General features: G+C 62.2%; 25 protein-coding genes and 1 pseudogene. 9 read left to right on the top strand and 17 right to left on the bottom strand.

Going from position 1 to position 26374, the window contains the following annotated elements; all coding sequences use genetic code 11:
- Window positions 1-237 precede the first annotated feature (237 nt).
- The gene (locus tag AMK02_RS29570) at window positions 238-648 is read left to right on the top strand and encodes a hypothetical protein (protein WP_064808716.1); all 411 of its coding nucleotides are present in this window, start codon (window positions 238-240) and stop codon (window positions 646-648) included.
- Between the two features lie 14 nt (window positions 649-662).
- Here the strand turns inward: AMK02_RS29570 and AMK02_RS29565 are convergent, their stop codons facing one another.
- Together AMK02_RS29565 and AMK02_RS29560 are read right to left on the bottom strand one after the other, a co-directional pair.
- Window positions 663-2204: a DHA2 family efflux MFS transporter permease subunit gene (locus AMK02_RS29565; protein ID WP_064808866.1), complete on the bottom strand. Its 1542-nt coding sequence runs from the start codon at window positions 2202-2204 to the stop codon at window positions 663-665.
- A gap of 238 nt (window positions 2205-2442) precedes the next feature.
- The gene (locus AMK02_RS29560) at window positions 2443-3351 is read right to left on the bottom strand and encodes a flagellin N-terminal helical domain-containing protein (RefSeq protein WP_064808714.1); all 909 of its coding nucleotides are present in this window, start codon (window positions 3349-3351) and stop codon (window positions 2443-2445) included.
- Window positions 3352-3729: 378 nt separating this feature from the next.
- Here AMK02_RS29560 and AMK02_RS29555 point away from each other — a divergent pair, with 378 nt between their 5' ends.
- Entirely contained in the window at window positions 3730-5751 is a 2022-nt protein-coding gene (locus tag AMK02_RS29555; protein ID WP_064808864.1) for a beta-N-acetylhexosaminidase, read from the top strand.
- A gap of 9 nt (window positions 5752-5760) precedes the next feature.
- On the opposite strand, the gene AMK02_RS29550 is transcribed toward AMK02_RS29555, so the two are convergent.
- Complete coding sequence (locus tag AMK02_RS29550) at window positions 5761-6501, bottom strand: helix-turn-helix domain-containing protein (protein WP_064808862.1); 741 nt, start codon at window positions 6499-6501, stop codon at window positions 5761-5763.
- Window positions 6502-6779: 278 nt separating this feature from the next.
- Here AMK02_RS29550 and AMK02_RS29545 point away from each other — a divergent pair, with 278 nt between their 5' ends.
- Window positions 6780-7694, top strand: coding sequence for a DMT family transporter (locus tag AMK02_RS29545; protein WP_064808713.1), 915 nt, complete (start codon window positions 6780-6782; stop codon window positions 7692-7694).
- Between the two features lie 17 nt (window positions 7695-7711).
- Here AMK02_RS29545 and AMK02_RS29540 read toward each other — a convergent pair whose 3' ends face one another.
- The 5 genes from AMK02_RS29540 to AMK02_RS29520 all read right to left on the bottom strand — a co-directional run bounded on the left by AMK02_RS29540 (window position 7712) and on the right by AMK02_RS29520 (window position 12407).
- Entirely contained in the window at window positions 7712-8914 is a 1203-nt protein-coding gene (locus tag AMK02_RS29540) for an ROK family transcriptional regulator (protein ID WP_064808711.1), read from the bottom strand.
- Between the two features lie 75 nt (window positions 8915-8989).
- The gene (locus tag AMK02_RS29535; protein ID WP_064808709.1) at window positions 8990-10213 is read right to left on the bottom strand and encodes an MFS transporter; all 1224 of its coding nucleotides are present in this window, start codon (window positions 10211-10213) and stop codon (window positions 8990-8992) included.
- A gap of 103 nt (window positions 10214-10316) precedes the next feature.
- Entirely contained in the window at window positions 10317-11093 is a 777-nt protein-coding gene (locus AMK02_RS29530; RefSeq protein WP_064808707.1) for an SDR family oxidoreductase, read from the bottom strand.
- Between the two features lie 38 nt (window positions 11094-11131).
- A complete protein-coding gene (locus tag AMK02_RS29525) occupies window positions 11132-11995 on the bottom strand; it encodes a MurR/RpiR family transcriptional regulator (RefSeq protein WP_064808705.1) in 864 nt (287 codons plus the stop codon).
- 22 nt (window positions 11996-12017) lie between these two features.
- Entirely contained in the window at window positions 12018-12407 is a 390-nt protein-coding gene (locus tag AMK02_RS29520; protein ID WP_012490676.1) for a RidA family protein, read from the bottom strand.
- A 111-nt stretch (window positions 12408-12518) separates the two neighbouring features.
- On the opposite strand from AMK02_RS29520, the gene AMK02_RS29515 reads away from it, so the two are divergent.
- Genes AMK02_RS29515 through AMK02_RS29505 form a run of 3 tightly spaced genes read left to right on the top strand, consistent with a single transcriptional unit; the run spans window position 12519 to window position 15607 of the window.
- The gene (locus AMK02_RS29515; RefSeq protein WP_064808703.1) at window positions 12519-13001 is read left to right on the top strand and encodes a hypothetical protein; all 483 of its coding nucleotides are present in this window, start codon (window positions 12519-12521) and stop codon (window positions 12999-13001) included.
- A 30-nt stretch (window positions 13002-13031) separates the two neighbouring features.
- The gene (locus AMK02_RS29510) at window positions 13032-14507 is read left to right on the top strand and encodes a M81 family metallopeptidase (RefSeq protein WP_064808701.1); all 1476 of its coding nucleotides are present in this window, start codon (window positions 13032-13034) and stop codon (window positions 14505-14507) included.
- Window positions 14507-15607 carry a D-TA family PLP-dependent enzyme gene (locus AMK02_RS29505; protein WP_064808699.1) on the top strand — a complete coding sequence of 367 codons (1101 nt, stop codon included), beginning with the start codon at window positions 14507-14509 and terminating at the stop codon, window positions 15605-15607. Before AMK02_RS29510 ends, AMK02_RS29505 begins: the two co-directional genes overlap by 1 nt.
- A gap of 179 nt (window positions 15608-15786) precedes the next feature.
- Here AMK02_RS29505 and AMK02_RS29500 read toward each other — a convergent pair whose 3' ends face one another.
- Entirely contained in the window at window positions 15787-16545 is a 759-nt protein-coding gene (locus AMK02_RS29500) for an SDR family NAD(P)-dependent oxidoreductase (protein WP_064808860.1), read from the bottom strand.
- 169 nt (window positions 16546-16714) lie between these two features.
- On the opposite strand from AMK02_RS29500, the gene AMK02_RS29495 reads away from it, so the two are divergent.
- Window positions 16715-17614 (top strand): AraC family transcriptional regulator, encoded by a 900-nt coding sequence (locus AMK02_RS29495; protein WP_064808697.1) that lies wholly within the window; start codon window positions 16715-16717, stop codon window positions 17612-17614.
- 293 nt (window positions 17615-17907) lie between these two features.
- Here the strand turns inward: AMK02_RS29495 and AMK02_RS29490 are convergent, their stop codons facing one another.
- The 4 genes and pseudogenes from AMK02_RS29490 to AMK02_RS29475 all read right to left on the bottom strand — a co-directional run bounded on the left by AMK02_RS29490 (window position 17908) and on the right by AMK02_RS29475 (window position 22488).
- Window positions 17908-18633, bottom strand: a complete 726-nt coding sequence (locus AMK02_RS29490) for a hypothetical protein (RefSeq protein WP_040111566.1) — start codon at window positions 18631-18633, stop codon at window positions 17908-17910.
- A gap of 179 nt (window positions 18634-18812) precedes the next feature.
- The gene (locus tag AMK02_RS29485; protein ID WP_064808695.1) at window positions 18813-20576 is read right to left on the bottom strand and encodes a hypothetical protein; all 1764 of its coding nucleotides are present in this window, start codon (window positions 20574-20576) and stop codon (window positions 18813-18815) included.
- 167 nt (window positions 20577-20743) lie between these two features.
- Window positions 20744-21376: pseudogene (locus AMK02_RS29480) on the bottom strand (ABC transporter ATP-binding protein); the annotation flags it as partial.
- 125 nt (window positions 21377-21501) lie between these two features.
- Window positions 21502-22488 (bottom strand): MBL fold metallo-hydrolase, encoded by a 987-nt coding sequence (locus AMK02_RS29475; protein ID WP_064808693.1) that lies wholly within the window; start codon window positions 22486-22488, stop codon window positions 21502-21504.
- Window positions 22489-22622: 134 nt separating this feature from the next.
- Here AMK02_RS29475 and AMK02_RS29470 point away from each other — a divergent pair, with 134 nt between their 5' ends.
- A complete protein-coding gene (locus AMK02_RS29470) occupies window positions 22623-23519 on the top strand; it encodes a LysR family transcriptional regulator (RefSeq protein WP_064808691.1) in 897 nt (298 codons plus the stop codon).
- A 230-nt stretch (window positions 23520-23749) separates the two neighbouring features.
- Here the strand turns inward: AMK02_RS29470 and AMK02_RS29465 are convergent, their stop codons facing one another.
- From AMK02_RS29465 to AMK02_RS29450, 4 genes are read right to left on the bottom strand one after another with little or no spacing between them, the layout of a single operon-like run.
- Entirely contained in the window at window positions 23750-24259 is a 510-nt protein-coding gene (locus AMK02_RS29465) for a hypothetical protein (RefSeq protein WP_064808689.1), read from the bottom strand.
- On the bottom strand, window positions 24256-24744 hold the full coding sequence (locus tag AMK02_RS29460) for a TspO/MBR family protein (RefSeq protein WP_064808687.1): 489 nt from the start codon (window positions 24742-24744) through the stop codon (window positions 24256-24258). The genes AMK02_RS29465 and AMK02_RS29460 overlap by 4 nt, the downstream gene beginning before the upstream one ends.
- Window positions 24745-24804: 60 nt before the next feature.
- The gene (locus AMK02_RS29455) at window positions 24805-25029 is read right to left on the bottom strand and encodes a DUF378 domain-containing protein (RefSeq protein ID WP_009990023.1); all 225 of its coding nucleotides are present in this window, start codon (window positions 25027-25029) and stop codon (window positions 24805-24807) included.
- Between the two features lie 26 nt (window positions 25030-25055).
- Entirely contained in the window at window positions 25056-25541 is a 486-nt protein-coding gene (locus AMK02_RS29450; RefSeq protein ID WP_009990021.1) for a fasciclin domain-containing protein, read from the bottom strand.
- Window positions 25542-25702: 161 nt separating this feature from the next.
- Between AMK02_RS29450 and AMK02_RS29445 the strand changes: the two genes are divergently transcribed.
- A complete protein-coding gene (locus tag AMK02_RS29445) occupies window positions 25703-26287 on the top strand; it encodes a helix-turn-helix domain-containing protein (protein WP_040111560.1) in 585 nt (194 codons plus the stop codon).
- Window positions 26288-26374: the final 87 nt, after the last annotated feature.

The following is a 26374-nucleotide window of genomic DNA, read 5'->3' as shown; positions in this document are numbered from 1 at the left end:
ATTCCCACGGTAGGCGATGATGGCCTCAACACGATAGTCTTGCGAGCCATCGGTGCTGGTGGGCGAGTTCGGTGCGTCTGCCATTGAACTCATCTCCGTCGATGGCTTCAAAGGCTAAACTTTGGCGGCCGCCGGCGGTTCCCTCACACGCTGGGCCTCGCTATGCCATAGAGACACTTTTTGCTTGGCGAATTGGCTTAACGCTAGGTAAGACCCCTCTTTTTGAAAGAGGGCAACATGCGAAAATTATTATCGATTCTATTCAGCTCAGTCATCGTGGCGGGAACAGCGCACGCTCAAGCGAGAGTTCAGGCCACCCACAGCAACCGCCTGATCGAGAGCTATCGCGCGTACATCGGCGACGCTGACCTTTACAATTCAAATGGGGCCAGACTTACCCGGCCGTGGCAGATCATCCGACAAGACCGGGCGAATTTCCATCAGTACCATGTGCGCGATCATGACGACCAATCGGACTCATTCTTTGCCGATCCAGCAAATCGCCAGGCTCTGGAGCAGATGCTTCGGAACGGAACGATGACGCGAGAGGCCGCCAATATGATCCTGCTTGGCAATGTATGGATTGTCGTTGATATCTACGGTGACCAAGGAACCGGTCGATGGATCGACGTTTCTGTATCCGATTGATATTTCGCCGGGTCTCATGCCGGCGCCAGCCGCCTGGCGAAAGGGACCGAGAGCAGGGCGCAGCCGGTCAGGACGGCGACGACCATCCAGGCTTCGTTGATCGCCTGAACGCTGGCCGCGGTCTGGACCAGCGGATCGAGCGTGGCCATGGCATCGGCATCGAAGCTGCCGCTATGTCTCGATATGATCTCGGCAGGCGCGCCGACAAACGTGGCCGCCTCGATGTCGCCGGCCGCAAGACGTGCCCAGAGGTCTTGTCCCAGCGGCTCCGAGCGTGTGTAGATGATGGTGTCGATCAGCGCGATGCCGATGGCGCCGCCGAGATTGCGCATCAGATTGAAAAGCCCGCTCGCATCGGGAACGCGATCGGCCGGAAGCGTGCCGAGCGCCAGCCGGGTCGGCGGCAGCAGGCAGAACATGATGGCGACGCCACGCACCACCTGCGGCCAGAACATCGCGTCGTAGTCCGAGCGCGGATCCTGAAACGCGCTCATACCGACGCCGATTGCGAACAGCGCGAAACCGGCGGCCGACAGCAGCCGCGCATCCATGCGCTTCTCCAGCGCGACGGCGACCGGCGCGGTGACCAGCTGTGCGATGCCGGTGACCAGCATGGTCACGCCGATCTCAAGGGCGTCGTGGCCCCTGATGAAAGCGAGAAAAACCGGCATGAGATAGACCGAGCCGAAGAGACCGATGCCGAGGATGAAGCTCAGCACCGAGCCGACCAGAAAATTCCGATCGCCGAAATTGCCGAGATCGACGATCGGCCGGCGTCGGCGCAGCGTTCGCGTTATGAACGCACCGCCCGAGACAAGGCAGACGGCCAGCAGGCTCAGCACATAGGCCGAGGTCCAGCCGCTGGTCGGCGCCTCTTTGAGGCTGAGTTCCAGCGCCGTCAGCGCGGCCGCCATCAAGAGGAGCGACAGGCCATCGAGATGCCTGAGTTCGGAGGGATCGGCCGCCTGCTTGGGAAGGAAGCGGGCCGCCAGGATGGCCGAGGCAAGCCCCGGAAGGATGTTGATCAGGAACAGCCAGTGCCAGGAATAGGTTTCGGTCAGCCATCCGCCGACGATCGGGCCGACGGTCGGCGCAAGCACCGCAAGCACGCCGGCAATCGTCGTCGCGAGCGCTTGCCGCTCGTTCGGAAACAGAATGAACACGGCTGAAAATACCGAAGGGATCAGCGTCCCGCCGGAAAAGCCCTGAAGCACCCGCCAGGCGACCAGCACGCCGAAGCTGCCGCTGGCCGCACAGCCGGCCGAGGCCGTCACGAACAGACCGATGGCGACGACGAACAGCCACCGCATCGTCAAAAGCCGCGTCAGCAGGCCGGTCAGCGGGATGGCGACCACTTCGGCGATCAGATAGGCCGTCTGTATCCAGCTCATCTGATCCGGCCCGATATCGAGCGCCGACTGGATCGTCGGCAGCGATGTCGCCACCACCTGAACATCGAGGATCGCCATGAACATGCCGACGCACATGGCCAGGAAGCCGAGCCAGACGATGGCGGGCGTTCCGTCAGGACGAGCGGCTTCAAGTCGTTCCGACATGCGAGGATCCCGCCAGCGCGGCATTGTCTGCATCGGTGAGAAATCTAGGGCCTTCATGTTTGCGACCGAAACGATCGGCATGTCAACCAGCATCGAGGAGATCGCCACCAGCCGGGCGTTGGTCGCTCATTCCCAAAATGCGACCGAGCCTGACCGGGAAGGACAGGCTCGGTGTTCGATCGGCGAATTTGGGCCGGCCGTTCTATGCGCCCGGCTCCCTTTGCGTCGGCCAGTCCGATTAGCCGCGGAAGAGCGACAGGATGTTCTGAGACGACGAATTCGCGATCGACAGCGACTGGATCGCAAGCTGCTGCTGGGTTTGCAGGGCGGAAAGCCTGCTCGACTCCTCCTCCATATCGGCATCGACGAGGCGGCCGACGCCGGAGTCGATCGAATCCGACAGCGCACCGACGAAGTCTTCCTGCAGTTCGATGCGGGTCGAGACCGAACCCAGCTGTGCACCGGCCGAGGTCATCGCCGAGAGCGCGGATTCGATGGTCGACAGCGCCGACTGGATCTGGCCGGTGGTAAAATCGGTAATGTCGAGCGAGTAAACGGAATCGCCGTTTGCATCAGCCGTTCCGAGGATACCCGTGGAGGTTTCGATCGAGCCGCCGCTCATGCCGAACAGGACGTTGCCCATCGAGCTGGTATCGAGAGCGTAATCGGTCATTTTCACCGAAACGGCGCCGGAGCCGTCGCGGACGAAGGACGATACGACGCTCACGGTGCCATCAGCACCGGCGACCCAGTTTTCGCCTGAGAAGGAAGCCGACTGGGCGATACTCATCAGCTGCTCCTGCAGCTGGCTGATTTCTTCCTGGACCTTGGACTTGTCGACACCGTCTTCGGTCGCGGCCACGAGCTTGGCTTTGATCTCGTCGACGACATCGATCGCACTGTCCATTGCCGTATAAGCGGTATCGACCTTTGCGGCGCCAAGGCCGAGGGCGTCGGACACGGCTGACAGCGCCTTGTTGTCGGAGCGCATCGTCGTTGCGATAGACCAATAGGCCGCATTGTCTGATGCGGTGTCGACCCGATAACCGGTGGAAACACGGTTCTGTGTCGATTCAAGATTGGAATTGACGGTGCGCAGCGTCTGAAGGGCTGCCATCGCGGAATTGTTCGTATTGATGCTGGTCATGGAAATGTCGCCTGATTCGGAAGTTGGATGGATTGCATCCCGGGGGACATCCGGGCCGTGGCGAGCAGCCTCATGCTTATCGACCCCTCTTCGGGCTGGTCAATTCGCCACTGTTGAAGCAATTATGGTACTTAAAGGTACCTTAATCGTTAACGCGAATGGCTGAGCCGGGATTTTTTCCAAATTGCGACACCCGGCGATGTCATCGGCAGAATTTGTCCTGATGCCTGGCAGCAGAAATTCCCAATGGCCGATTGACGGCCCGGCGGGAAACTGGCTATCACTATTAAATCAATTTGATTGACTTCAACCGCACTCCGATCCGGTGGCCGTGCCGGAACGTTCAAAAGCCTCGTTTTCCTCAAAGGAAGAGTGATGATGTCGACACCGCGACCGAACGCCCTGCGGCTTGAAACCCTTTGGAACCCGCCCGCCGACGGCAAGGAATTCTCCTATGTCCTGCGCCTCAAGAACCTCGGCAGCGAACCGCTTTCGAATTTTTCCCTCTGCGTCAGCGGCCCCGGCCGCGTCGATCCGGCCGGACGTGTCGAAGGCGCGACGGTTTCGCAGCGGCTCTCCAATTTCACCGAATTCCAGCCGCCGGCCGGTTTCGTTCTCGGCGCCGGCGAGACCTGGACAATCTCCGTCTATGCGCTGAGCTGGCAGTTCCGCCACTGGACGGACGGGGCGACGAGCGCCTATCTCGCGCTTGCCGATGGCGGCACCATCGTGCTCGGCGTCGAGCCGACGCGCTCTTCGGTCAGCAACGCGGCCCTGAAGCGCGGCGCCGAGATCTACCCCGTTCCCGCCAATGCGCCCGTTAAGATTTCGGTCATCCCTTGGCCGAACCATGTCGCGGTCGCCTCGCGCCGGCCGCTGCCGGCGGGTTTTGCGCCGCGGGCGCAGAGCACCGAAGGGGAGGCGGCGGCGAAAGGCTTCGCGGCGCTGGTCGACCATCTCTTCGCCGTCGAAGGCATCGTGCGCAGCGAGGCGGAAGGCGCAGTGCCGGTCCTCCTGAAGGATGCCGCCGGCTTCGGTCCCGAAGCCTATCGGCTGAACTTCGACGAGGAGAGGCTGACCATTGAGGCGAGCGGCCGCACCGGCTTTCTCTACGGCCTCGTCACACTCGGCCAGATCTGGCGCGGCGCCAGGCTGCATCCCGGCGTCTTCCAATTTCCGGCATCCGGCGAGATCGTCGACGAGCCGTCGATGGGCTGGCGCGGCCTGCATCTCGATGTCGCCCGCCAGTTCTATGGCGCCGCCGAAGTCAAGAAGCTGCTGGCGGTGCTTGCCTGGAACAAGCTCAACCGCTTTCACTGGCATCTTTCCGACGACGAGGCCTGGCGCGTCGAGATCGACGCCTATCCCGCCCTGACCGAGATCGGCGCCTGGCGCGGCCACGGCCTTGCCGTGCCGCCGCTGCTCGGGTCGAGCCCGACCCGAACCGGCGGCTACTACACCAAGTCAGTCATCCGCGAGATCGTCGCCCATGCGAAGAGCTTCGGCATCGAGATCGTGCCCGAGATCGATATGCCCGGCCATTGCTACGCCATGCAGCAGGCGATACCGGAGCTGCGCGATCCGGCCGAGAAGGGCAGCTACTACTCGGTCCAGGGCTTTCCCGACAATTGCATCAATCCGGCCCGCGAGCAGACCTACGAGATCGTCGAGACGATCCTTTCCGAACTGATCGAGCTCTTTCCCTTCAAGGTCATCCATCTCGGCGCCGACGAGGTGCCGCTCGGCGCATGGTCCGGCTCGCCGGATGCACTCGCGCGCCTGCGGGATGTCGCCGGCGACGCGGTTGCCGATGCCCATGCCAAGCGGCTGAACGTCGTCACCAACACGCATGGCGCCGACGATATCCACGGCTCGGGCGCGGCGATCCTGCAGGCGGAATTCCTGGAGCGCGTTCAGCGTTTCCTGGCGAGCAAGGGCTGCATCACCGGCGGCTGGGAAGAGGCGGCGCACGGCGACGTCATCGACAAGGAGAAAAGCTATCTCTGCAGCTGGCGCAATGTCGAGGTCTCGGCCGAGCTCGCCGAACGCGGCTATCAGATGGTCGTCTGCCCCGGCCAGGTCTATTACCTCGACATGGCGCTGAGGCCCGATTGGGACGAGCCGGGCGCCAGCTGGGCGGGGAATTCCGATGCGGAAAAGCTCTATAAGTTCGATCCGCTCAGTGGCTGGACGGCGGCGCAGAAGCAGAAGCTGCTCGGCATCCAGGCCTGCATCTGGTCGGAACCGATGACGGACCGCGCCGTCTTCGACCGCCTCGTTTTTCCGCGCATCTCGGGGCTTGCCGAAACCGGCTGGACCAAACCATCAGCAAAGTCATGGGACCGCTTCAAGGCGCTCGCTGGGCTGATGCCGCTGCTTTACGGGCTGCAGGAATCTTGAGCGCCGGCGTTACTGCCGCTGCCGGTAGGCCGAGGGCGTGAGACCTGTGCCCTGCTTGAAGGCCCGCGTCATGTGGCTCTGGCTGCTGAAGCCGCAGGCCGAAGCGATCTGCGCGATCGGCTCCATGTCTGATAACATCGATTTGGCGCGCTCGACACGACGGTGCGCCACCCAGCCATGCGGCGACACGCCAAAGCTTGCCCGGAACATCCGCTGAAAATGAAAGGCGCTGAGCTGGCCGATCTCAGCCAGATCCTGCAGGCGGATCGTCTCGCCAAGATGGGCCTCGATATAATCCAGGGTTCGGCGCCGCACATGCGGCGCGAGCCCGCCGCTGATCGTACAGGCACGCATGCCTCCATAACGCGGATCAACGAAGAGATCGTGGATCGCCTGCGTCATCGCTTCTTCGGCCAGCAGATGCCCGCCCGCCAACATCGCTTCCGTCATCTGCCGAAGCCTCAGCGCCAAGGCGGGGGCATCGTCGAAGGTCACTTCCGGAAGAGCCATGAGCCGCGCATCGCGGTCAAACGTCTCGGCAAACATCCGCCGCATCTGATCGTCGGGAATATACAGATGGACGAATTCGAAGAAGTCGGTGATCTCCCATTCGGACGAATGCCCCTGCGGCATGATGCACAGCACGCCAGGACGGCCGCGCGCGTCGGGGCCGCCATCCAGCCGACGCGTTCCGGCGCCGCCGCTCAGATAAAGACTGAACGTATGACCGTCCGGCCGCTGATAGCTCATCCTGTCATGCGCATTGCTCCAGATGGCAGCCGATCGCCCGAAACCGAGATCGATCGACTGTGACATCCGCGCAGTGGGAGAGGCGGACAAAAACCTGAAAACCGAGAGGCGGCTATCGTTCACTCATTCTATCTCACAGCTGGGCACGCGTTCAGAATAATACGGGGGGACCCCTGAGATGGCGAGGGGGGAAGTCCGGGCACATCGATTTCATAGCAAGAATCTGCAAGAGACCTGCTCACGGTTTGCCTATTCGTGGGGAAAAAGAGGATACCTCCATGGCAAATGCCGTTCTTTTCATCGCGACCGTCCTGATATGGGGGACGACCTGGATCGCCATTGCAATGCAGGTGGGTCCCGTGCCGGTGCTGGTCTCGGTCTTTTACAGATTTGCGCTTGCCGCCATGATCTTCGTCGCCATCCTGGCTGCCATGCGCCGGCTCAAGCTCCCCGCCTTGCGCGATCAACCCTTCATCCTGGCGCAAGCGCTCTGCCTGTTCAGCCTCAATTTCATCTGTTTCTACAACGCCGCCGCCTCGATTCCGTCAGGGCTGATCTCGGTGATCTTCTCGCTCGCGACGATCTACAATGCCGTCAATGCGCGCCTCTTCTTCGGCGACCGCATTACCGGCCGGACGCTCTTCGCAGCGGCGCTCGGCGCAACCGGCCTTCTCCTGCTGTTCGGAGAGGAGGTTGTCGTCGATTTCGATATGGGCACGTTGAAAGGCATCGGGCTTGCAGCGCTCGGAACGCTGTTCTTCTCGCTCGGCAATATGGCATCGCGCCGCAACAGCGCGGCCGGCATCTCGCCGCTGACCGCCAATGCCTGGGGCATGACCTATGGCGCGATCATCCTCCTCGTGCTGATTGCCGTGACTCGGACGCCGATCGTGGCACCACCCGGCATCACCTATCTTGCCGCGCTGCTCTATCTCTCGGCGATCGGATCGGTGATCGGTTTCACCACCTATCTGATGCTGGTGTCGCGCATCGGCTCCTCACGCGCGGCCTACGCCACCGTGCTGTTCCCGATCGTCGCCCTGTCGCTGTCGACGGTCTTCGAGGGCTATCACTGGAGCGGTCTCGGCCTGATCGGCCTGGCGCTGACGCTGCTCGGGAACGTGATCATCTTTGCACGACCTCTCGCGCGGCGGTCGCCGCAACCAGATGCGAGCTTGCCGGCACGGGGCTGAAAAACGGGCCAAACTTTTTAGCCGACGGGCTTCTGCAGCACGTCGAAGCGCGGATTGGTTTCGGAGAAGATCGGCAGGGCGGCGGCGCCGAGGATCGCGGTATCCTTGCCGGTCATGCCGATCATCACGCGCGGCACCGTTCGCTGCCGGCCGGGGTCGATCGGATCGTGCAGCGGCTCCAGCCGCTCGGCAAGCCGGCGCATCAGCGAGGTCGGCAGGCTGCCGCCGAGCACGATGGTCTGAGGATCGAAGGCGAGTTCCAGGAAATCGACGGTCTGGCGCAGCGGCTGGACGGCCTGGTCGAGCCAGGCATCCAGACCGTCGCTGCCCCTTTCGATCAGCGCGTCGAGCGCGTCGGGCGACAGCCCCTCGGCATCGGCGAGCCCCATGAATTCGTAGGCGACCGACGGCGAGACATAACGATCGAGGCAGCCGCGTTTGCCGCAGCTGCAGAGCCTGCCATGTGGCTCGACTATGATATGGCCGATCTCGCCGGCATTGTTGCGGCTGCCCTTGTAGAGATGGCCGTCGAGGAACATGCCGGCACCGATGCCGCCGCCGCCGGCCAGAAACAGATAGACGAAGCTGGCGAGGCCGCGGGCGACGCCGTGCAGGCGCTCGCCGATCGCCGCCGCCGTCGCATCGTTCTCGACCAGCACCGGCGCATTGAGCCGCTGTTCCAGCTCACGGCCGACGGGGAATCCCTGCCAGCCGGGCAGGCTTTGGGGGCTGAGAGAGGTGGTGCCGCCCTCGGCATAGCGGCCGGGCAGGGCGATGCCGACGCCGAGCAGCCGCTGCTGATCGAAGGCGAAGGCCTGCCGGAGATGCTCGACGATCGACTGGAGGACCGGCATGGCCCGCTGCGGATCGGGATGTTCGACCTGGCGCTCGACGCGCGCGCAGACGGCGCCGGAGAGATCGGTCAGCACGCCGCTCGCCCGCCGGCGGCCAAGTTCGAGACCGATCGAATAGGCGCCGGCCGGATTGATGGAATAGGGGATGATCGGCTGGCCGCGCGCCAGCTTCTGCGCCTCGGCGGCGACGAGCAGATGCGACCTCTCCAGCTCCTCGACGATATTCGACACCGTCTGCGGCGTCAGCGCCGTCATCCGGGCGATCGACGCTCGCGACAGGGAACCGTGCGTGCGGATCAACTCGATCACCACGCGTCGATTGTGAGACTTGGCCTGCTCGAGATTCGTGCCGGAGATCGCCTTCATGTCGCCTTCAAAGGATAAGCCTCACCACCCTTGTCACAAGACGGGTGGCGATGAAAGCCACATTCCTCGTGCCGCCTATCGAACCTCGGCGTCGGCGGGCACAACGGCATTGCGCCGCTGCAGCAGGCCGAGGATCGTGATTCCAGACAGGCCGGTGACTGCGCTCAGAATGGCGGTTCCGGAATAACCGGTCGCCCAGGTGCCGGCAGCGAAGACCAGCGCACCGATGCCCGCACTGGCAAAGATATTGACCGAGATCAGCGCGCTGCCGAGCCCCGGCCGGTCGGCAATGAGATCCTGCAAATAGGTGATCGGGATGCTGATGATCGCCGCAGCACCTATGCCGGCGAGCAGGGTCAGCGCATAGAGGTGCCATGGCGCGGAGGCAAAGCCGAGAAGGCCGAGAAACAGTGCATAGATGATGGTGCCGGCGGCCAGCGCCGTCATCTGCCCGGTCCTCCGCGCGATCCGCGACCAGACGATGATGAAGATGATCTCCAGAAGCGCGACGATGCCGACCAGAATGCCGACGTCGCTGAGCCGGCCATGCGCCGCGCCCGTGGCGATCAACGGCAGCAGGGCGTCGTTCAGATGCAGCGTGCTGGTGATCAGCGCCACGCCTGCGATATGCGCCGAAATCCGCGGCGAAACCACCTGGCGGAGCGCTTCGAAATAGGTGAGGCGGCGAACTTCCGCCATCACCGTTCCCGAGCGCTTCGGAAGAGCAAAGAGGATGATGCCCTGGCAGAGCACACAGGAGAGGCTGGCGAAGAGATAGGCCGGTAGCATGCTCGACGCGCCGGAGAGGACAAGACCCGTTATGCCGGGGATCAGCACCCAGGAGAGCGAGATCATCGCCCGCACGCCGGAATTGGCCGTCACCATGTCGTTCCGGTTCATGCCGTGCATGGCCGCGCGGGCACTGGCAAACAGCAGCGAATTCAGCGCCCCGTAGATCGGCAGCGGCAGCAACGCGCTGACGACGAAAATCGCGGCGCTCGGAAAAGCATAGACCATGCCGTAGCCGACGATGCCGAAGAGACAGGCGCCGATCATCGCCGAACGGTATTCGCCAAGCCGGTCGGCAAGATTGCCGAGCAGGACGCTAATCACCACATTCACCGCCGCCGAGGCGAAGGCGAGGAAGGAATAGAGCCCGTCGCTCAGGCCCAGTTCGCGAATGCCGACGATCGAACGATAGGGCGCCGTCATCGCCCCCGCCATGCCGAAGGTGAAAATGGCGATCATGCTGGCGCGGATCGCCGGATTGCGGAAGACGTCGGGAAAGAGGCGGCTCATGGGATCATCAATCGTCAGGAAAATCGGCAGGCGCGGCCGCGGCGGGCAGTCCCGAAGGTCATGTCATGCTGTCACATATGCTCAGGGATCGGAGCGCCTGATATCAATAATGCTCCGATTGCGAGAAGGTCCGCGCCAGCTCGGCCTGGCCTGCCGTCAGCCCGCAATCGACCGGCAGGCAGACCCCGGTGATGGCGGCGGCGAGCGGCCCGGCAAGGAAGCCCACGGCATTGGCGACATCGCGGGGATCGACGACACGCTGCAGCGGATACCAGCGGCGCGCCTCCTCGAAGACATCAGGATTGGCGGCGGCGCGCGCCTCCCAGGCCTGCGTCTTCACCGTGCCGGGGGCAACGGCATTGGAGCGGATGCCGAACTTGCCGTATTCCACCGCCACCAGCCGGGTGAAATGCAGAAGCCCGGCCTTGGCGGTGCTATAGGCCGGGTGCCCGAAGACCTGCATGCCATTGACCGAGGCGATGTTGACGACGGAGCCCTTCGAGGCCTTCAGCATCGGCTCGAAGGCGCGAAAACACAGGAAGGCCGCTTCGAGATTGAGCGCATTGTCCGCCCGCCAGATCTCCGGCGTCGTGTCGTGCAGGCTGGTGGCCCGCGCCGCGCCGGCATTGTTGACAAGGGTTCGCACCAGCCCGGCATCGGCGGCGCGTTTTGCCAGTTCTGAGATGCTCGTCTCGCTGGTCACATCGCAGCCGACGGCGACGAAACGGCCGGCCGGCCCGAGTTTTGCAGCGACGGCGGCCGCAGCCGCAGCATCGATATCGGCGAGCAGCACGACGTCGTGATCTTCGGCAAGGCGTGCGGCGATCGCCGCGCCGATATCGCCCGCCGCACCCGTGACGATAGCTGCCGACTGGGTCATGGTTTCTTGCTCCCGCTCACAACCGGAATGTCATGGGTTTAATCTCCAAGCAATTGCCGGTCGTCGCCGTCGCGGTGAATGACGAGCTGCTGCTTGATGCGCCGAAGCGTGGTCGTCGCCTTCGGCTGAACGGCATAGGCGACCAGGCTCGAGAGAATATCGACCGTCGCGATATAGGCGATGCGCGTCGAGGTCGGACGATAGATATTGTTGCCTTCGGGAAGGTCGATCGGCACGACGATTTCGGCCGCCTTGGCAACCGGGCTTGCCGTCTGGGTCAGCGCGATCGTCTTCACCTTGGCCTGGCGGGCAAGCTCGAAGGCGCGCACCAGCTCCAGATTGCGCCCGGAGAAGGACGAGCCGATCAGCACGTCGCCCGGCCGGGCCGCCGCCGCCATCATCAGCTGCATGCTGTGATCGGAACTGGCGGTGATGCGAAGCCCGAGACGGAAGAGGCGGTTCTGCAGCTCGTCGGCGATCATCGACGAATTGCCGCCCGAGCCGAAGGCATAGATCATGTCGGCCTTGGCGATATGGGCAACGGCCGCTTCGATCGCCGCCAGATCGAGCGAGCGATGCAGCAGAAACAGCGCGTTCTGCGCCTTGGTGATGATATCCTGGGCGACATCGGCCGGTTCGGTGCTTTTCGATTCCGGCTTCAGATAACGCACGCCGATATGGGCGGTGCGGGCGAGCTGCACCTTGAAATCGGAAAAGCTCTCGCAGCCGAGCCGCCGGCAGAAGCGGGTAACGGTCGGCGGCGACACCTCGGCGCGTTCGGCGAGCTCGATGATCGAGGCATTCACCGCGAATTCGAAATCGTTGACGATGATCTCCGCGATGCGGTTTTCCGAAGGAGAAAGCCGGCTCTTATCTTCCTGCAATGTCGAAAAGATATCCAAACCGACTCCCACCGATCTTTCGCTATGCGTCCTTCTTCTTATAGGCCACGCAATCGATCTCAACCTTGCAATCGACCATCATCGACGATTGCACACAGGCGCGTGCCGGCGGATGCTCGCCGAAATACTCCTGATAGATCTTGTTGAAGGTCCAGAAGTCGCGCGGATCGTCGAGCCAGACGCCGACGCGCACGACATGCTCGACGCCGTAGCCGGCCTCCTTAAGAATCTCCAGCACATTGGCGATCGTCTTGTGGGTCTGGGCGATGATATTGCCGTCGATGATTTCGCCGTCTTCCATCGCAACCTGGCCGGAAACATACAGCCAGCCATCGGCTTCGACCGCACGCGCGAATGGCAGCGTCTTGCCGCCGGCGCCCGTTTGAACCGTGCCATAGCGCTTGATGGGCATGCTGAAGTCCTTGCAAATTATTTTCTTGATACGTTGACAAATGACCATAGAAAGCAGAATTTGACCAGTGAAAAACGCGATTTATGAAAAGAATTTCAATCCGGGGCACACATGCGCGATCCTTTTCAGAACCCTTTCCCGTCCGACAGTGCCCGGCGCGCGATCTGGGAAATGCTCGTTTCGCGCGATATCGACGCGTTTCTCGCCGCCGACTGGTCAATGGTGGAGGATGATTTCGTCGAAGAGGGCTTCATCGGCATCGACGGCCGCAAGGAGGTGAACCCCGACAAGTGGCGGCTCGCCTTCCCGACGCTTGCCGCCTATCGCGAGGAGTGGCTGAGGCAGGCGAAGGATTTCGCCGGGCAGAGCTTCGCCGAAGATCCGCGCACGGCGATCTTCACCACAACGACGCTCGAAGATATCGAGATCGAAGGCGAGACGGCGCTTGTCCGCAAGAAATTCGACGGCGGCATCACCAAGGCCGACGGCACCCGCGACGTCCTGCAATGGCAGACGCTCTATTATTGCAGGCGGCACCAGGGACGCTGGAAGATCTCAGGTTTCACCGGCTACCTGCCGAACCCGATGGGGTGACGCGGGGCCTGCAACACGAAGGCCACTTTCTTGCGCATATTCACCGCAGCACTGGCGACCGAGACCAACACCTTCTCCCCGATCTGCGTCGATCGTCGCGCATTCGAAGCCTCGCTTTATGCCCCGCCCGGCCAGCATCCCGATACACCGACGCTCTGCACCGCGCCGATCACCGTCGGCCGGCGCGTCGCCAGAGAAAAGGGCTGGGAGCTGATCGAGGGCACCGCCACCTGGGCCGATCCGGCGGGCCTCGTCAACCGGGCGACCTATGAGGAGCTGCGCGACGAAATCCTCGGCCAGCTCAAGGCGGCCATGCCGGTTGACGCCGTCGTCATGGGCCTGCACGGCGCCATGGTGGCGGCCGGCTATGAAGACACGGAAGGCGATCTTCTTTCCCGCATGCGCGAGATCGTCGGCCCCGATGTCCTCATCTGCGCCGAACTCGATCCGCACAGCCATCTGACCGCAAAACGCGTCGCCGCGCTCGATTTCGCCGTCTATTTCAAGGAATTTCCGCATACCGATTTCGTCGACCGCGCCGAGGATCTCTGGCGCATTGCCGTCGATACGCTGGAAGGCCGGGTTAAGCCCCTGATGTCGGTGTTCGACTGCCGGATGATCGACGTCTTCCCGACCTCACGCGATCCCATGCGCTCCTTCGTCGACAAGATCATGCGGATCGAGAAGGACGACCCCGAGATCCTGTCGATCTCGGTGATCCATGGTTTCATGGTCGGCGACGTTCCCGAAATGGGAACGAAGCTGCTCGTCGTCACCGACGACAAGCCGGAGAAGGGCGCCGCATTGGCGCGCGATCTCGGCCTCGAACTGTTTGCCAAGCGCGGCACTTTCATGGTGCCGCAGATCGACGAGAGGCAAGCCGTCGCGCGCGCCATGGCCGCGACCGCATGGCCCGTCGTCATTGCCGATGTCTGGGACAATCCGGGCGGCGGCACGGCGGGCGATGCGACCGTCATCCTCGCCGAGCTGATGGCCCGCGGCGTCACCAGTGCCGCGGTCGGCACCATCTGGGATCCGATGGCGGTGCAGATCTGTTTTGCGGCGGGCGAGGGCGCGGAAATTCCGCTGCGCTTCGGCGCCAAATCGGCGCCCGGCACCGGCAATCCGATCGACGGCACGGTAAAGGTCGTCAGGCTGGTGAAAAATGCCGAGATGCAGTTCGGCGAGAGCCTGGCGCCCTTCGGCGACGCCGCCCATATCGTGCTCGACGGCATCGACATCATCCTCAATTCGACGCGCGCCCAGAGCTTCGATCCGAGCCTGTTTTCGGTGATGGGCATCGATCCCACGCAGCAGAAGATCCTGGTGATCAAATCCACCAATCATTTCTTCGCCTCCTTTTCGAAGATCGCCGCGGAAATCCTTTACTGCTCTGCCGGAACGCCCTATCCCAATAATCCGGCGACGACGCCGTACCGGCGGGCGCCGAAGACGATATGGCCGATCGTGGCCGATCCACATGGGTTAAAACGCGGAGCCGCCTAATGCCTGATCGCAGCTTTGCCGTCGTCGCCAGGGCAGGAGACCGGATCGCCGATCTCTCGACGCCGCGCCCCGTGATCGACGAAGACCGGCTGGCCGCCAACATCGCCCGCGTCCAATCCTATATGGACGAACACGGGCTGAACTTCCGCCCGCATATCAAGACGCACAAGATCCCGGCGCTCGCCGTCGCCCAGGTCGCCGCCGGCGCCAAGGGCATCAACTGCCAGAAGGTGACGGAAGCGGAAGTCTTCGCCGAAGCCGGCTTCAACGACATCCTCATCACCTTCAACATCCTCGGACAGCAGAAGCTCGAGCGCCTCGCCAGGCTGAACGAGCGCATTTCGGCCCTCAAGGTCGTCGCCGACAGCGAGGTGACGGTCGACGGGCTGGCCGCCCATTTTTCCGGCCACAAGCCGCTGACGGTGCTGGTCGAATGCGACACCGGCGGCGGCCGCTGCGGCGTGCAAACGCCGGATGAGGCGGCCTCGCTCGCCAGGCGCATCGCCGCTGCCGACGGCCTCACCTTCGGCGGCATCGTCACCTACCCCAAGCCGCAAGCGGCCGCCGCGGTCGAAGCCTTCATCGCCGAGACGCTGCAGCGCCTGCAATCCGACGGCATCGCCTGCCCGATCGTCAGCAATGGCGGAACCCCGAGCCTGTTCGAGGCGCATCTCGTCCCCTCGGCCACCGAACACCGCGCCGGCACCTATATCTACAACGACCGCCAGATGGTGCGCATGGGCCATTGCAGCGAGGACGATTGCGCCATGCATGTGCTCGCCACCGTCGTCTCCCGCCCGACCGCCGACCGCGCCGTCATCGACGCCGGCTCGAAGGCGCTGACCTCGGATCTCCAGGGCTTCAGCGATTACGGCCTGATCGTCGGCTATCCCCAGGCGCGGATCACCAGCCTTTCGGAAGAACACGGCGTGATCGACCTCTCAAACTGCACCGGCCCCCGGCCGCAGATCGGCGAAAAACTCTTCATCGTCCCGAACCACACATGCGTGGTCTCCAACCTGTTCGACACGATGGTGTTTCATCGCGGTGGCGTGGTGACCCGCGTCGAAGAGGTCGCCGCGCGCGGTCTCGTTTGGTAAGAGCCGGTTCCGGTTGAGTGCGGATGGCCTGCCGGCCAGTTGTGCGGCGCTGAGACCAGCCATTGGACGTCGCTTGCATGCCGTGCGACCGGCGTGGAGGCCCTCTCTTTATCGCGCGGCAACAAGCCTTGGCGCGCGCGACGAACTCCACGTGTCCCTCGCGCAGCCGTGGCAGCGGTTTACAGCATCTGGCCACCTGAGATATCGAAGCAGGTGCCGTTCGCCCAGCCCATGTCGTCGGAGAGGATTGCGGCGACAGCGCTGCCGATATCGTCCGGCAGACCGACGCGGCCGAGCGCGATGCCCTGGGCGACGAAGGTGTTGATAGCCTCGTTATCGCGCACCGCGCCGCCGCCAAAATCGGTGGCGATCGCGCCGGGGGCGATAGCATTCACCCGGATCCTGCGCACCCCCAGTTCGACGGCCATGAAGCGCGTCAGGACCTCGGTGGCCGCCTTCATCGCCGCATAGACGCTGTAGCCGGGCAGGGTAAATCGGACGAAGCCGGAAGAGACATTGAGGATACGGCCGCCGTCCTGGATCAGCGGCAAAAGCTTCTGGGTGAGGAAGATCGGACCGCGCAGATGCGTCGTCACCAGTGCGTCGAACTGTTCTTCGGTCGTCTCCGCGAAATTGGCGAAGATGCCGACGCCGGCATTATTGACGAGATAGTCGAACTGCTGACGGCCAAAGGTGTCGTCCAGCGCCGTGACCACTGCTTCGACAAACAGCGGAAAGCTCGACGTGTCGGTCACATCAAGCGGGATCATGGCGGCCTTGCCGCCCTTCGCTTCGATTTCCTGCTTCAACGCATCGGCTTCGGCGGCGCCGGTGCGGTAGGTGCCGATGATGCCGACACCACGGTCGGCGAGGTGAAGCGCCATCGCGCGGCCGAGACCGCGGCTGGCGCCGGTGATGAGAGCGATTCTGTCAGTCATGTTCTGCCTTTGAGAAAGATTGTTCGGCGAACGGCCGCTCATGATGAGCGCCGCCTGCCGCTGCAAGGTAGCGACAAGCCGTCACCCAAACCCGCCTGATTGGATCAACATCTTGCCCAATTGTCTCAACTGGCTTGCCCGGCGCCAAAGCTGCTGACATAGTCGCGGAATGACCGAAGTCTTCGAAGACCATCTCGAGATCGCCTTGCGCCACGCCAAGCCTGATACGCTGCTCACGCCGATCCCGCGCGTCGAGCTGCTGGTCGGCGATCGCCCAACCGGTGAGACGCCCTGCCTTTATCGGTCGATGGTCTGCTTCATTCTTCAGGGTTCCAAACGGGTCGCCTTCAACGACAGCCTTCTGAGCTATGACAGTTCGCAATATCTGGTGAGCGCCCTCGATCTGCCGCTGATGGGCCAGGTGTTGGACGCCGGTCAGCATCGCCCTTATGTCGCCGTCTCATTGACACTCGATCCCGCCTTGCTGGCAGAGCTGGCGGCTGCCATGCCGCCCAAGCGGGAGAGCGACGGCGAGCAGATCGGTCTGTCGATTAATCCGATGACTGCCGAGCTCCGTGATGCGCTGCTTCGGCTGCTTTCGCTGCTGGACAAGCCCGCCGACATCCCGGTTCTCGCGCCCATGGTTGAGCGGGAATTGCTTTATCGTCTCCTGCAAGGCCCGCAGGGGCGCCTGCTCCGCCAGATCGCGCAGCCGGAGGGGCCGCTGGCCCGCATCCGCCGCGCCATCGCATGGATCAGGGACAATCACGACCAGCAATTGCGGATTGACGCCCTGTGCGAGGCGAGCGGCATGAGCCGGGCGAGCCTGCACCGGCACTTTTCGGCGATCACGGGCTTCAGCCCGCTCCAATACCAGAAGCAACTTCGCCTGCAGGAGGCCCGCCGGCTGCTGCTGGGAGGCGATTACAATGCATCGGGTGTCGCCTTCGCGGTCGGCTATGAGAGTGCATCCCAATTCAGCCGCGAATACCTCCGGCAATTCGGCGCGCCGCCCGCCCGCGACATCCGCCAGATGCGGAAACAGATCGATGCCGCATCGGCCAACTGAGCCGCCGTTAGACGGCGCTCGCCAGCAAACTTACGCAGCACGCAATATCAATTTCCGCGAAGCCTCTCGACATCGCGTCGCGGCTAGACTAGCCGAATCCGCAGGGGCGCTGAACGAGACGGTCACTAAGCATGGGCCACAAAACAAAGCTGCGGCCATCGGCATCCCCCGCCAAGAGTCGAACGCGGTATTGCGGGAAAGGTCTAGCATTGTTCCTCGCAAGGTGTTGCCGTGCCTTGGGTTGGGAGAGCGGAAGGTTTAGTGAGCCGCACAAGACCTAGTAGCGCTCGCTCTCACCGAGGCTTGGATGACGGCAACTTTGGACGGACTGCCGTCGTTGTTCTGATGGTGCTATCAATAGAGAACCCGTCTGGTCCCCAAAAATCTTCTCCGGCGCAGGCGGTGTCCCCGAAGAACGCAATTGGGTCAAACGGCAGCCGGTCTATCAGCTTGTAAAGCTGCTGATTGGATTGGAGAACTGTGTCCAGCTCGTTGGCTCTATCAGCCTGCCGCGCCTCAACATAGGGGATAGCAGCTGTCAGAAGCTCCTTCAGTACATCGACGACGACGCTGTCACTTGCCACCCGCCTATGCACAGCAGTGATGGCGTCGCCATGCTCCTGCTCGGTGTAGATGACCTTCTCAATATGCCAGCCGTCGCCCGGCCCGAAGTGGGCCAACACCCTGTCACGAAGAAAACCGATGCTCTCGTGCTGCTTCTTTTGTTCTGGGGAGTAGGCGCCTGTGACCCCGACGTTATAACGCTCAATGGCCTTCGTCGTAGAGGCTCGGCAATAGGTGACCACCGCGTGCATCAGCAGCGCGCGAATAAGGTAATCTTGCGCGGAATCGTCGCCTCTCATCGCAATAAGGGCGTTGACGGATATTTGCGCCTCCTTCAAGTCGTTGGTGACCGAGACGGCAGACTGGAACTTGCGGACGGCTTTGATGAAGTCTGCTGCCTTGGGGTTGTCGGACAGATGATCCGCGGCGGCGGTAAGGTCAAAAGCTTTGTTCATGGTGGTCTCGACGGGAACGAAGATTGTTCGGTCTTTAGTCTAGTAGGTTCAGGAAGGCGCGAGCTTCATGCCGCCGTCCAAGGCATCACGTCGGAAAGTGGAAGCGGGAATGGATTAGACGGCTGGGGGGCATCTCAGGGGCAAAACGGTTGGCTTCGGGTGAGGCGGACGTCTGTGCCTCAAGGGATCTTGGGTTTCCTTGGCGGTCGGGCTCGGGGCGTAGCCGCCTTTGTGTCGGGAGCCGCTGCGACCGGGGCTGCAACAACAGGCGCAGGCGGAGGGGGCAGTTTCACACGCCACGTTTTCTCCACCCGTTCCTTGTTGATGGGCGAGGTAGCCGCGATGCTGATCAGGGCTGCATTGACCTTCCCCACGACCGACGTGACCTCCGGGCTAGGGTTGCCGATGCGTCGGAGATCCGTGACTCCTACGATCCGCTTTTTCAGCTCCTCGCCCTCATAGGATAGAAACACCTTTTCGAAATCGGCGTCCGTGTACTTGTCCAGCTCCTCAAGCGTATTGGAGTTGTAGGTATTGCTGAGACTAATAAGCAATTCCTCGAAACTCGGCTTTGGCTTGGCTGCAGTGTATGCGGCGGCAAGCGCGGCTTTCACATCAATATGGAAGTCGGCGCCATGATAGAAGCTGTTATAGACATTGAACGCCTCGACGTTGCTCTTATTGAAGTCCAGGAAGTGTTCGAGCACCTGATTCGCCGTCGCGGGCTCACCCATGCTGATGCACAGGTCATAGAGCGTGTTGAGATGGTCGTTCGTGTGGTAGGCCGTGTCCTTGATAAAGGCGTCGGCTATCGTTCGCGTGACCGTGCTTGCCGGTGAGGTGAATGAATACCGCCACATCTCCCAAGCTGCCTGCCATCTGTTCATTGCATCTTGTGCCTCAATACGCTTGTTCAGCTCGTCCGCATGGGCAACGACGGTATCCGGGGAGAAGTAACCGCTCGCCAGTCCTTTCACGATCTCCAGGTCGAACGCGTCGATGCCGTTGAACGGATATCCCTCAAGCAGCCGTTTCCAAGCTGCCTGCTGCTCGGTAAGGTCATCCTCCTTGGCGCCGAAGATGAGGCGGCCGTAAGAGTGGAGGAAGTCCATCGTTGGCGCGATGTCCGGCTGGTGCTGGGTCCAGCCAAACAGGACAGTGGACGCGACGACATTCTCAAACACACCTTGTGGAAAATCCTTCAGCAGCGCTTCAAGCTGCGTGACTGCCTTGTGAATCTTCGTAATGACGCGGACGTTTTCGAGCCCCAGCACCAGGCAATATTTGCGGGTGAGCTCGCTGGCCTCGTCCGCTCCCTTTAGCGCAATACCCACGGACTCGAGCGGTGTCGGCGCAAAAAGCAGGCTGACGTCTACGACCTTCTCAAGATAGGCATCGTAGGCGTCCCGGTTCTTCTTATCCAATCCCTCCTCGTTGAGCAGGAACACGACCTTGCATTTGCGCTCGTCCTTCAATTGCGAGGCATAGCCAAGGACGTCGGCTGCGTCCAAATCCTTCCCCTTCCGCTCAAGGTCATCGATGCAAATGATTTGGTTGCGGGCCGAGAGCGCCAGAAGGGATAGGGCGGACTCCATGTCATCACTGCCGGCACCTAGTCTATGGACGAGCGCCAGCCCCCTCTTTGCCCAACCCCAGCTCGCTTTGACCGAGGCCTCCATATCCTCAAGGCTGAAATCCTTGCCGATCTGGTTCGTGTCAATGGTGTTCTGAAAGACTTGGCTGCGCACCTGCGCGAGCGAATTCAGGCCGAACAGCGAGACATAGGCGTACTTTTTTAGCGCGATCTTGCTCCGATTTGAGATGAGCATATCCCGCCACGTCCATGTCTTGCCCGTTCCCCATTTCCCTCTGATGCAAAGCACCTCCTCTTTCGCAGAGGTGAGGAAGCGCAGGATTTCATCTTTCACGAGCTTGGTAGACATAGCGGCCCCGGGCTGGTCGGCCGGATCTTACGCAACCCGTGGCGATTCTACGAGTGGCCGCCTCTCGCCGCAGGGGAATTGCCAATAAATACAATTTATGCGTCGGACCGGTGGCTGGATTCTGCCGTCCGCGGAAGATTGGCCAGGAGACCAGCCCCTTCAAGCCGCGTCGGGTTGATCACGTTCATATCGATTTCGGTCAGCTCCACACGCCGCTCAAAGGCAATGCCCGCCTCGTCGAAGAGATGGCAGTCGGCGGCATTGATGCCGGTGGCAACCGGTGCGTCGGGGCGGATGCCGACGCTGCCGGGGAGCATGGCGCAGAAGTTCTCCGCCTCGCCGTTGAGCGAGGCGTAGGCGACCGTATTCGCGCCGAGGCGCTCGATGACTGTTGGGGTGACGGTGAAGACGATGTCGCCGCCGTTGAGTTGGATGTGCTCGGGGCGGATGCCGAGCGTCAGGGTCTTGCCGGCCATGCCGTCGCGCGGCGTCACCGGCAGGACGGCGGTCTGGCCGAGATAATCGACTTCGACGCCGGCGGCGCTGACGCTCTTGCAGGTGACGGGCAGGAAATTCATTTTCGGGTTGCCGATGAAGCCGGCGACGAATTGGTTGGCGGGCTTGTGATAAAGCTCCAGCGGCGCGCCGGTCTGCGAGATGTTGCCGGCGTCGAGCACGACGATGCGGTCGGCCATCGTCATGGCTTCGACCTGGTCGTGCGTCACATAGATCATCGTCGCCTTCAGCTGCCGGTGCAGCTTGGCAAGCTCGATGCGCATGTCGGCGCGCAGCGCCGCGTCAGGTGGCCCGCGCCTTTGTCCGGTAGGAGCCGGTTCCGGTTGAGGGCGAAATCGCCTGTTCGCGACCCGGCGACGGAGGCGGTCACGGCGACCGCTAGCTAACCTCGCGACCGCCGCAGCCGACCTCAGTTCTGCAAGGCCCAGTCCGCGACCTGCCAGCGCATCTGCCCATGGTCGGCAACGACACGGCCGAGCCCTGGGAAGGGCATGTGCGTGGCGGCGATGAGGGCGCCTTCCGACGCGGCGCGAGGAAAGAACCGGTCGCGCATCGCCTGGGCCGCGGCAGGATCCTGCTCGAACAGGAAGAACACATCGGTCGCCCCAGGATGCACGACTGGAAAGATCATATCCGAAACCATGATGAGGCTCTGTCCGCTATCTTCGACCCGTACGCCGATATGGCCGGGTGTATGGCCGGTCAGGTCGACGATCGAGACGCCTGGCACGATTTCTCGCTCTCCGTCGATCGCCTGAAGTCTAGGGTAGAGGCGCACGACCTCGTCGGCCATCTTGAAACTGGTCTGCAGATAATCGGGCGCGCCGCTGCGCTTGGCCGGATCGGTCCAATGGGCGACGTCGCGTCGATCTATATAGAGTTCCGCGTTGGGATAGTTGTTCTTGCCTCCAAGTATCAGACCGCCCATGTGGTCCTGATGCATATGCGTGACGATCACCGCGTCGATCTGGTCTCGCTGTAGGCCGAGCGCGGCGAGCGCCTGCGGCAATCGGCCGGTTTGCCCGATCGAGCCTGCCGCACCGGCGTCGATGAGGATGCGGCGTTCGCCATCCTCGACGAGATACTGATTGAAGAGGAACCGCACCCCGCTGGCGCGAGCGGTGAACTGCGCGACTGCCGCCTGTTCAACCTCCGCCGCGGTGCGCCCGGGAAAATAATTGTAGGGCATATCCGCATACCCATCCGTCAACGCCGTTACCGTGAAACGACCGATGCGAATCTGCGCGAGCGGCGTAACACTGACCGGCGCTTTACCGGTATCCTGTGTCGCGGCAAGCGCAGACGAGCCTTCAATCATTCCTCCGCCGAGGAGGCTTCCCCCGAGAAGGCCGAGAGGGAGAGCGCTTGCAAAGGCACGACGCGAAAGTTTGGGCATGACGTCCTTCCTGATCATTTGGAATATGGGGAACCGGGCAGCGCCCTTGAACGAAGGTGAAGCTATGACATCCACAAACAGTAGGGTATCCTACCATTTTGGGAACTTTCCTCCCAGATTGCGGAAGGATTTGGATGGACCGTTTTGACGCGATGACAGTGCTGCTGGCGGTGGTCGACGCCGGCAGCCTTTCTGCCGGGGCGCGGCGACTGCATGCACCGCTTGCCACCGTCAGCCGTAAGGTCGCCGATCTTGAAAGGCATCTCGGCGTGCCCTTGGTGCTGCGCACTCGCCGGGGCCTCTCGCTGACCGAGGAGGGGCGCGCCTTCGTCGCCGCCTCGCGGCGTATCCTTGATGAGCTGGATGCGGCGGAGCGGCAGGCGAGCGGCGACCATGGCGCGCTGCGTGGTGGGCTCCATGTGACCGCACCTGTTGCTTTCGGCGAACGTCATCTGCTGCCAATCGCGCTGGAATTCTTGAAGGAGCAACCCAAAATCAATCTGCGCCTGACGCTGGTTGATCGGCAGATCAATCTGGCGGACGAGCAGGTTGATGTGGCTCTTAGAATTGGCCACCTGACGGACAGTGCACTGATCGCAACGCGCGTCGGCAGTGTCCGCCGGGTGATCTGCGCCAGCCCCGACTATCTCGCGCGCCGAGGCGTCCCGCGGCAGCCGGAAGAGCTTGTCGGACATGACGGTATCAGCTTCCAGGGCTTTGCGACCGCGCCGGAATGGCGCTATCGCCGGGACGGTCCAGCCTTCAGCATCGAGCCGCGCCCCAAACTCGCTGTCAACACGACGGAGGCGGCCGTTCAGGCTGCACTCGCAGGAATCGGCATTATCCGCGTCCTATCTTACCAGATTTCCGATCAGCTGCGCTCCGGCGCTCTGCAGGAATTACTGACGGAGTTCGCGCCGGAACCGCTGCCGGTGAACGTGATGCATGGGCCAGCCGATCCCCTGTCGCAGAAGGTGCGCTGCTTCCTCGACTGGATCGTGCCGCGCCTACGCGCGCAGATGGCGTACTAGAGCACCCGTCGCGTCAACGTCGTAGAGAACTGATCGAGCGGCGCAATGCAGCCATACGACCGAAGTCCGCAGCCGGCGGCGTCCTGGCCGTGAAAGCGCCACGCGAGTCAATTCGGCCAGGCCGATCCGCCGGCGCCGAACGAGCCGTTCGGACCGCCGCCGGGTTGATCACGTCCATATCGGTCAGTTGCACGCGTCGCTGGCGATGCCCTGCAGCAGCAAATGGATTATCAAATCGAGCGGCTGTCATATGCCCAATGCATCAGAGCCTGGCGCTGACGCGGCCGGCACCAGCAATCTCCAGGCTCGCAGGCTCGGCGAAGCTGAGCGACATGACGGCGAATGGCTTTCCAACGGGCGATCTGCCGCTCGTCCTCGCCGGGCATGCGGCGACCTTGGTAATAGCGGCAGTACCACTGGAACCAGCCACGCGGATCGTCGGCGTGTATCCATCCCTTGGCCCGCCAGACGCTGAGCGGTTGGCTGGCGTCGACCCCGAAGCAATTCAGCGACGGATCTTTTCGCAGCGACGACAGACGGGCCTCTGCAAACCAACTTTCCGGGAATTCGTCGCGACAATCCGTCATGTACTTGCCGCCGAACACGCCAAGCGCAAGCATCTCGGCGGGTGTCAGCTCCGGCCGGAAATCGGGATGAAACTTGCTGCCGATTGGCGCAGCGAGAGCGTATCGGTAGCCTTGCTGCATCCGATCATTCACGACGAGCCACCGCACCTTCATCGGGCGCCCTCCGATCGTGGCTTCGAGCGGTTGCGCCGCCAGATCGAGAGGTTCAGTGCCGCTGCAAAACTCACCCACATAAGGTAAGGAACAAGCAACAAGGCAGCCGCCGCATTCGCCGGGTAAAACAGGATGATTGTCGCCAGAATCGCACCCCAAAGCAGCATGATCTCCGCCGCGGCTAGCCCGGGTCGGTGAAGTCCAAAAAAGAGCGGCGACCACGCAGCATTGAGCAGAAGTTGGACTGCATAGACGCCGAGCGGGAGTGCTGCGCCAGTAACGCCTGCCTCTCGCCATAGGAGCCAGCCCGACAATCCGATCGATGCATAAAGAGCCGTCCAGACCGGGGCGAACAGCCAATCCGGCGGGCGCCAATCCGGCTTGTCGAGCTGCTTGTACCAGTCGCCTGGCCGGAACATCACACCGGTAGCCGCCGCGGCAAAGCTCGCGACCTGGAAGGCGACCAGCACAAGGAGGGAATGCATGTCCATCCGCCAAAAAATGGAGGGAACCGCCCACGCTGTAAGCGGGTCCCTCCGAACATCCTATCGGTTCTGGCGAGCGGCAAACTCGCCGGAGCCCATTGCAGAAGACAGGGGTATGACCTGCCAGGCCGCCGATAGCCCCACCAGGATGTAAACAATCCGGGCGAGAGCCGAGCCAGCCCCGAAGATGGCGGCCACAAGGTCAAAGCCAAATAGCCCGACCAGACCCCAGTTCAGCCCGCCTACGACTAGGAGGGTGAGCGTGACAATGTTGATGATCTTCATGGTTGTTCTCCAGATCGAGGACGCGGTCAGCCTTCCGGCGGCATGATCACCTTGTCGATGACATGGATGACGCCGTTCGAGGCAGCAATGTCGGCAGAGGTGACGGCGGCGTCATTGACCTTGACTGTGGAGCCATCGACATCGATGTCGATCATTTTGCCATTGACCGACTTCGCTTCATCGATACCGGCCACGTCCTTAGCCATGACCTTCCCCGCGACCACATGGTAAGTGAGTATCTCGGTGAGCTTTTGCTTGTTCTCCGGCTTCAACAGGCTTTCGACGGTACCGGCCGGCAACTTGGCGAAGGCTTCATCGGTCGGAGCAAAGACCGTGAACGGACCTGCTCCTTTGAGAGTGGTGACCAGGCCTGCCGCTTCGAGCGCGGTCGCCAACGTCTTGAATTTACCTGCCTCCACGGCAGTATTGACAACATCCTTCTCCGCGGCGACTGCGCTGAAGCTGCTGCCGAACACCATCGCTGCAGCGAACAAAAGGCTCTTCATTTTCATGTCATTCTCCTCTCGATGACGGGTGCCCATTGCACCTCACCATTTTCATTTGGAGAACATCGGTTTTATTGCCACTCAAATTTTCGTGAGGACAAACACAATTATCTTGTGGTGAAAATTGTCGCCGTGTTAGTTTCCCGAAACGAAAAGGAGTTTACGACGTGCTTTCCGACACGCTCTCCAACGAGCTTCAGCGCTACGCGATCGGCCCTCGTATCAAGGCATTGCGCCTGAGAAAGAAGCTGGGGCTGGTGCAACTGGCGGGGCATACGGGGCTCTCGCCTGCGATGCTTTCGAAGATCGAGCGCGGGCAGATGTTTCCTACGTTGCCGACGCTGCTTCGCATCGCCATGGTTTTTGGGGTCGGCCTCGATCACTTCTTCAAAGCCGACAAGGAGGAGCCGCTCATCGCGGTCGTTCGAAAGGAGCAACGTCTCAAACTTCCAAGCCCGCCGGGCGAAAAGCGCCCTGCCTTTTTCTTCGAAAGCCTGGACTATCCCGCTGCTGACCGCCGCATGGAGGCGTTCTACGCCGAGTTCCCGATCGATTCGCCACCCTCGGAGCCGCATCAACATGGCAGTGCTGAGTTCATCTACGTGCTCAGCGGTCGGCTTGTCGTCAATGTGGACGGCAAGGAGACGGCGCTGGATGCCGGCGACGCCATCTATTTTGACTCAAGCGTTCCGCACAGTTACCGCCGGGAAGGCGAGGAAATTTCCAGCGCTCTTGTTGTGATTTCTCCTTAGGCGGCCGTTGGCTGCGTACTCCCGGAAATCCCATTCATGGGCCGCATTGCGTGGAGGATGTCTGGATCGAGGTCGGGCTAATCAACG

The organism is Rhizobium sp. N731 (assembly GCF_001664145.1).
Taxonomy (GTDB): Bacteria; Pseudomonadota; Alphaproteobacteria; order Rhizobiales; family Rhizobiaceae; genus Rhizobium; species Rhizobium esperanzae.
The sequence above is the reverse complement of the archived record's forward strand: the minus strand, read 5'-3'. Positions and strand labels throughout refer to the sequence as shown.

Coding starts and splice junctions, on each gene's coding strand:
- AMK02_RS29570 (WP_064808716.1), top strand. CDS start 238: ATGCGAAAATTATTATCGATTCTATTCAGCTCAGTCATCGTGGCGGGA.
- AMK02_RS29565 (WP_064808866.1), bottom strand. CDS start 2,204: ATGTCGGAACGACTTGAAGCCGCTCGTCCTGACGGAACGCCCGCCATC.
- AMK02_RS29560 (WP_064808714.1), bottom strand. CDS start 3,351: ATGACCAGCATCAATACGAACAATTCCGCGATGGCAGCCCTTCAGACG.
- AMK02_RS29555 (WP_064808864.1), top strand. CDS start 3,730: ATGTCGACACCGCGACCGAACGCCCTGCGGCTTGAAACCCTTTGGAAC.
- AMK02_RS29550 (WP_064808862.1), bottom strand. CDS start 6,501: ATGAGCTATCAGCGGCCGGACGGTCATACGTTCAGTCTTTATCTGAGC.
- AMK02_RS29545 (WP_064808713.1), top strand. CDS start 6,780: ATGGCAAATGCCGTTCTTTTCATCGCGACCGTCCTGATATGGGGGACG.
- AMK02_RS29540 (WP_064808711.1), bottom strand. CDS start 8,914: ATGAAGGCGATCTCCGGCACGAATCTCGAGCAGGCCAAGTCTCACAAT.
- AMK02_RS29535 (WP_064808709.1), bottom strand. CDS start 10,213: ATGAGCCGCCTCTTTCCCGACGTCTTCCGCAATCCGGCGATCCGCGCC.
- AMK02_RS29530 (WP_064808707.1), bottom strand. CDS start 11,093: ATGACCCAGTCGGCAGCTATCGTCACGGGTGCGGCGGGCGATATCGGC.
- AMK02_RS29520 (WP_012490676.1), bottom strand. CDS start 12,407: ATGCCCATCAAGCGCTATGGCACGGTTCAAACGGGCGCCGGCGGCAAG.
- AMK02_RS29515 (WP_064808703.1), top strand. CDS start 12,519: ATGCGCGATCCTTTTCAGAACCCTTTCCCGTCCGACAGTGCCCGGCGC.
- AMK02_RS29505 (WP_064808699.1), top strand. CDS start 14,507: ATGCCTGATCGCAGCTTTGCCGTCGTCGCCAGGGCAGGAGACCGGATC.
- AMK02_RS29500 (WP_064808860.1), bottom strand. CDS start 16,545: ATGACTGACAGAATCGCTCTCATCACCGGCGCCAGCCGCGGTCTCGGC.
- AMK02_RS29495 (WP_064808697.1), top strand. CDS start 16,715: ATGACCGAAGTCTTCGAAGACCATCTCGAGATCGCCTTGCGCCACGCC.
- AMK02_RS29490 (WP_040111566.1), bottom strand. CDS start 18,633: ATGAACAAAGCTTTTGACCTTACCGCCGCCGCGGATCATCTGTCCGAC.
- AMK02_RS29485 (WP_064808695.1), bottom strand. CDS start 20,576: ATGTCTACCAAGCTCGTGAAAGATGAAATCCTGCGCTTCCTCACCTCT.
- AMK02_RS29475 (WP_064808693.1), bottom strand. CDS start 22,488: ATGCCCAAACTTTCGCGTCGTGCCTTTGCAAGCGCTCTCCCTCTCGGC.
- AMK02_RS29470 (WP_064808691.1), top strand. CDS start 22,623: ATGGACCGTTTTGACGCGATGACAGTGCTGCTGGCGGTGGTCGACGCC.
- AMK02_RS29465 (WP_064808689.1), bottom strand. CDS start 24,259: ATGAAGGTGCGGTGGCTCGTCGTGAATGATCGGATGCAGCAAGGCTAC.
- AMK02_RS29460 (WP_064808687.1), bottom strand. CDS start 24,744: ATGCATTCCCTCCTTGTGCTGGTCGCCTTCCAGGTCGCGAGCTTTGCC.
- AMK02_RS29455 (WP_009990023.1), bottom strand. CDS start 25,029: ATGAAGATCATCAACATTGTCACGCTCACCCTCCTAGTCGTAGGCGGG.
- AMK02_RS29450 (WP_009990021.1), bottom strand. CDS start 25,541: ATGAAAATGAAGAGCCTTTTGTTCGCTGCAGCGATGGTGTTCGGCAGC.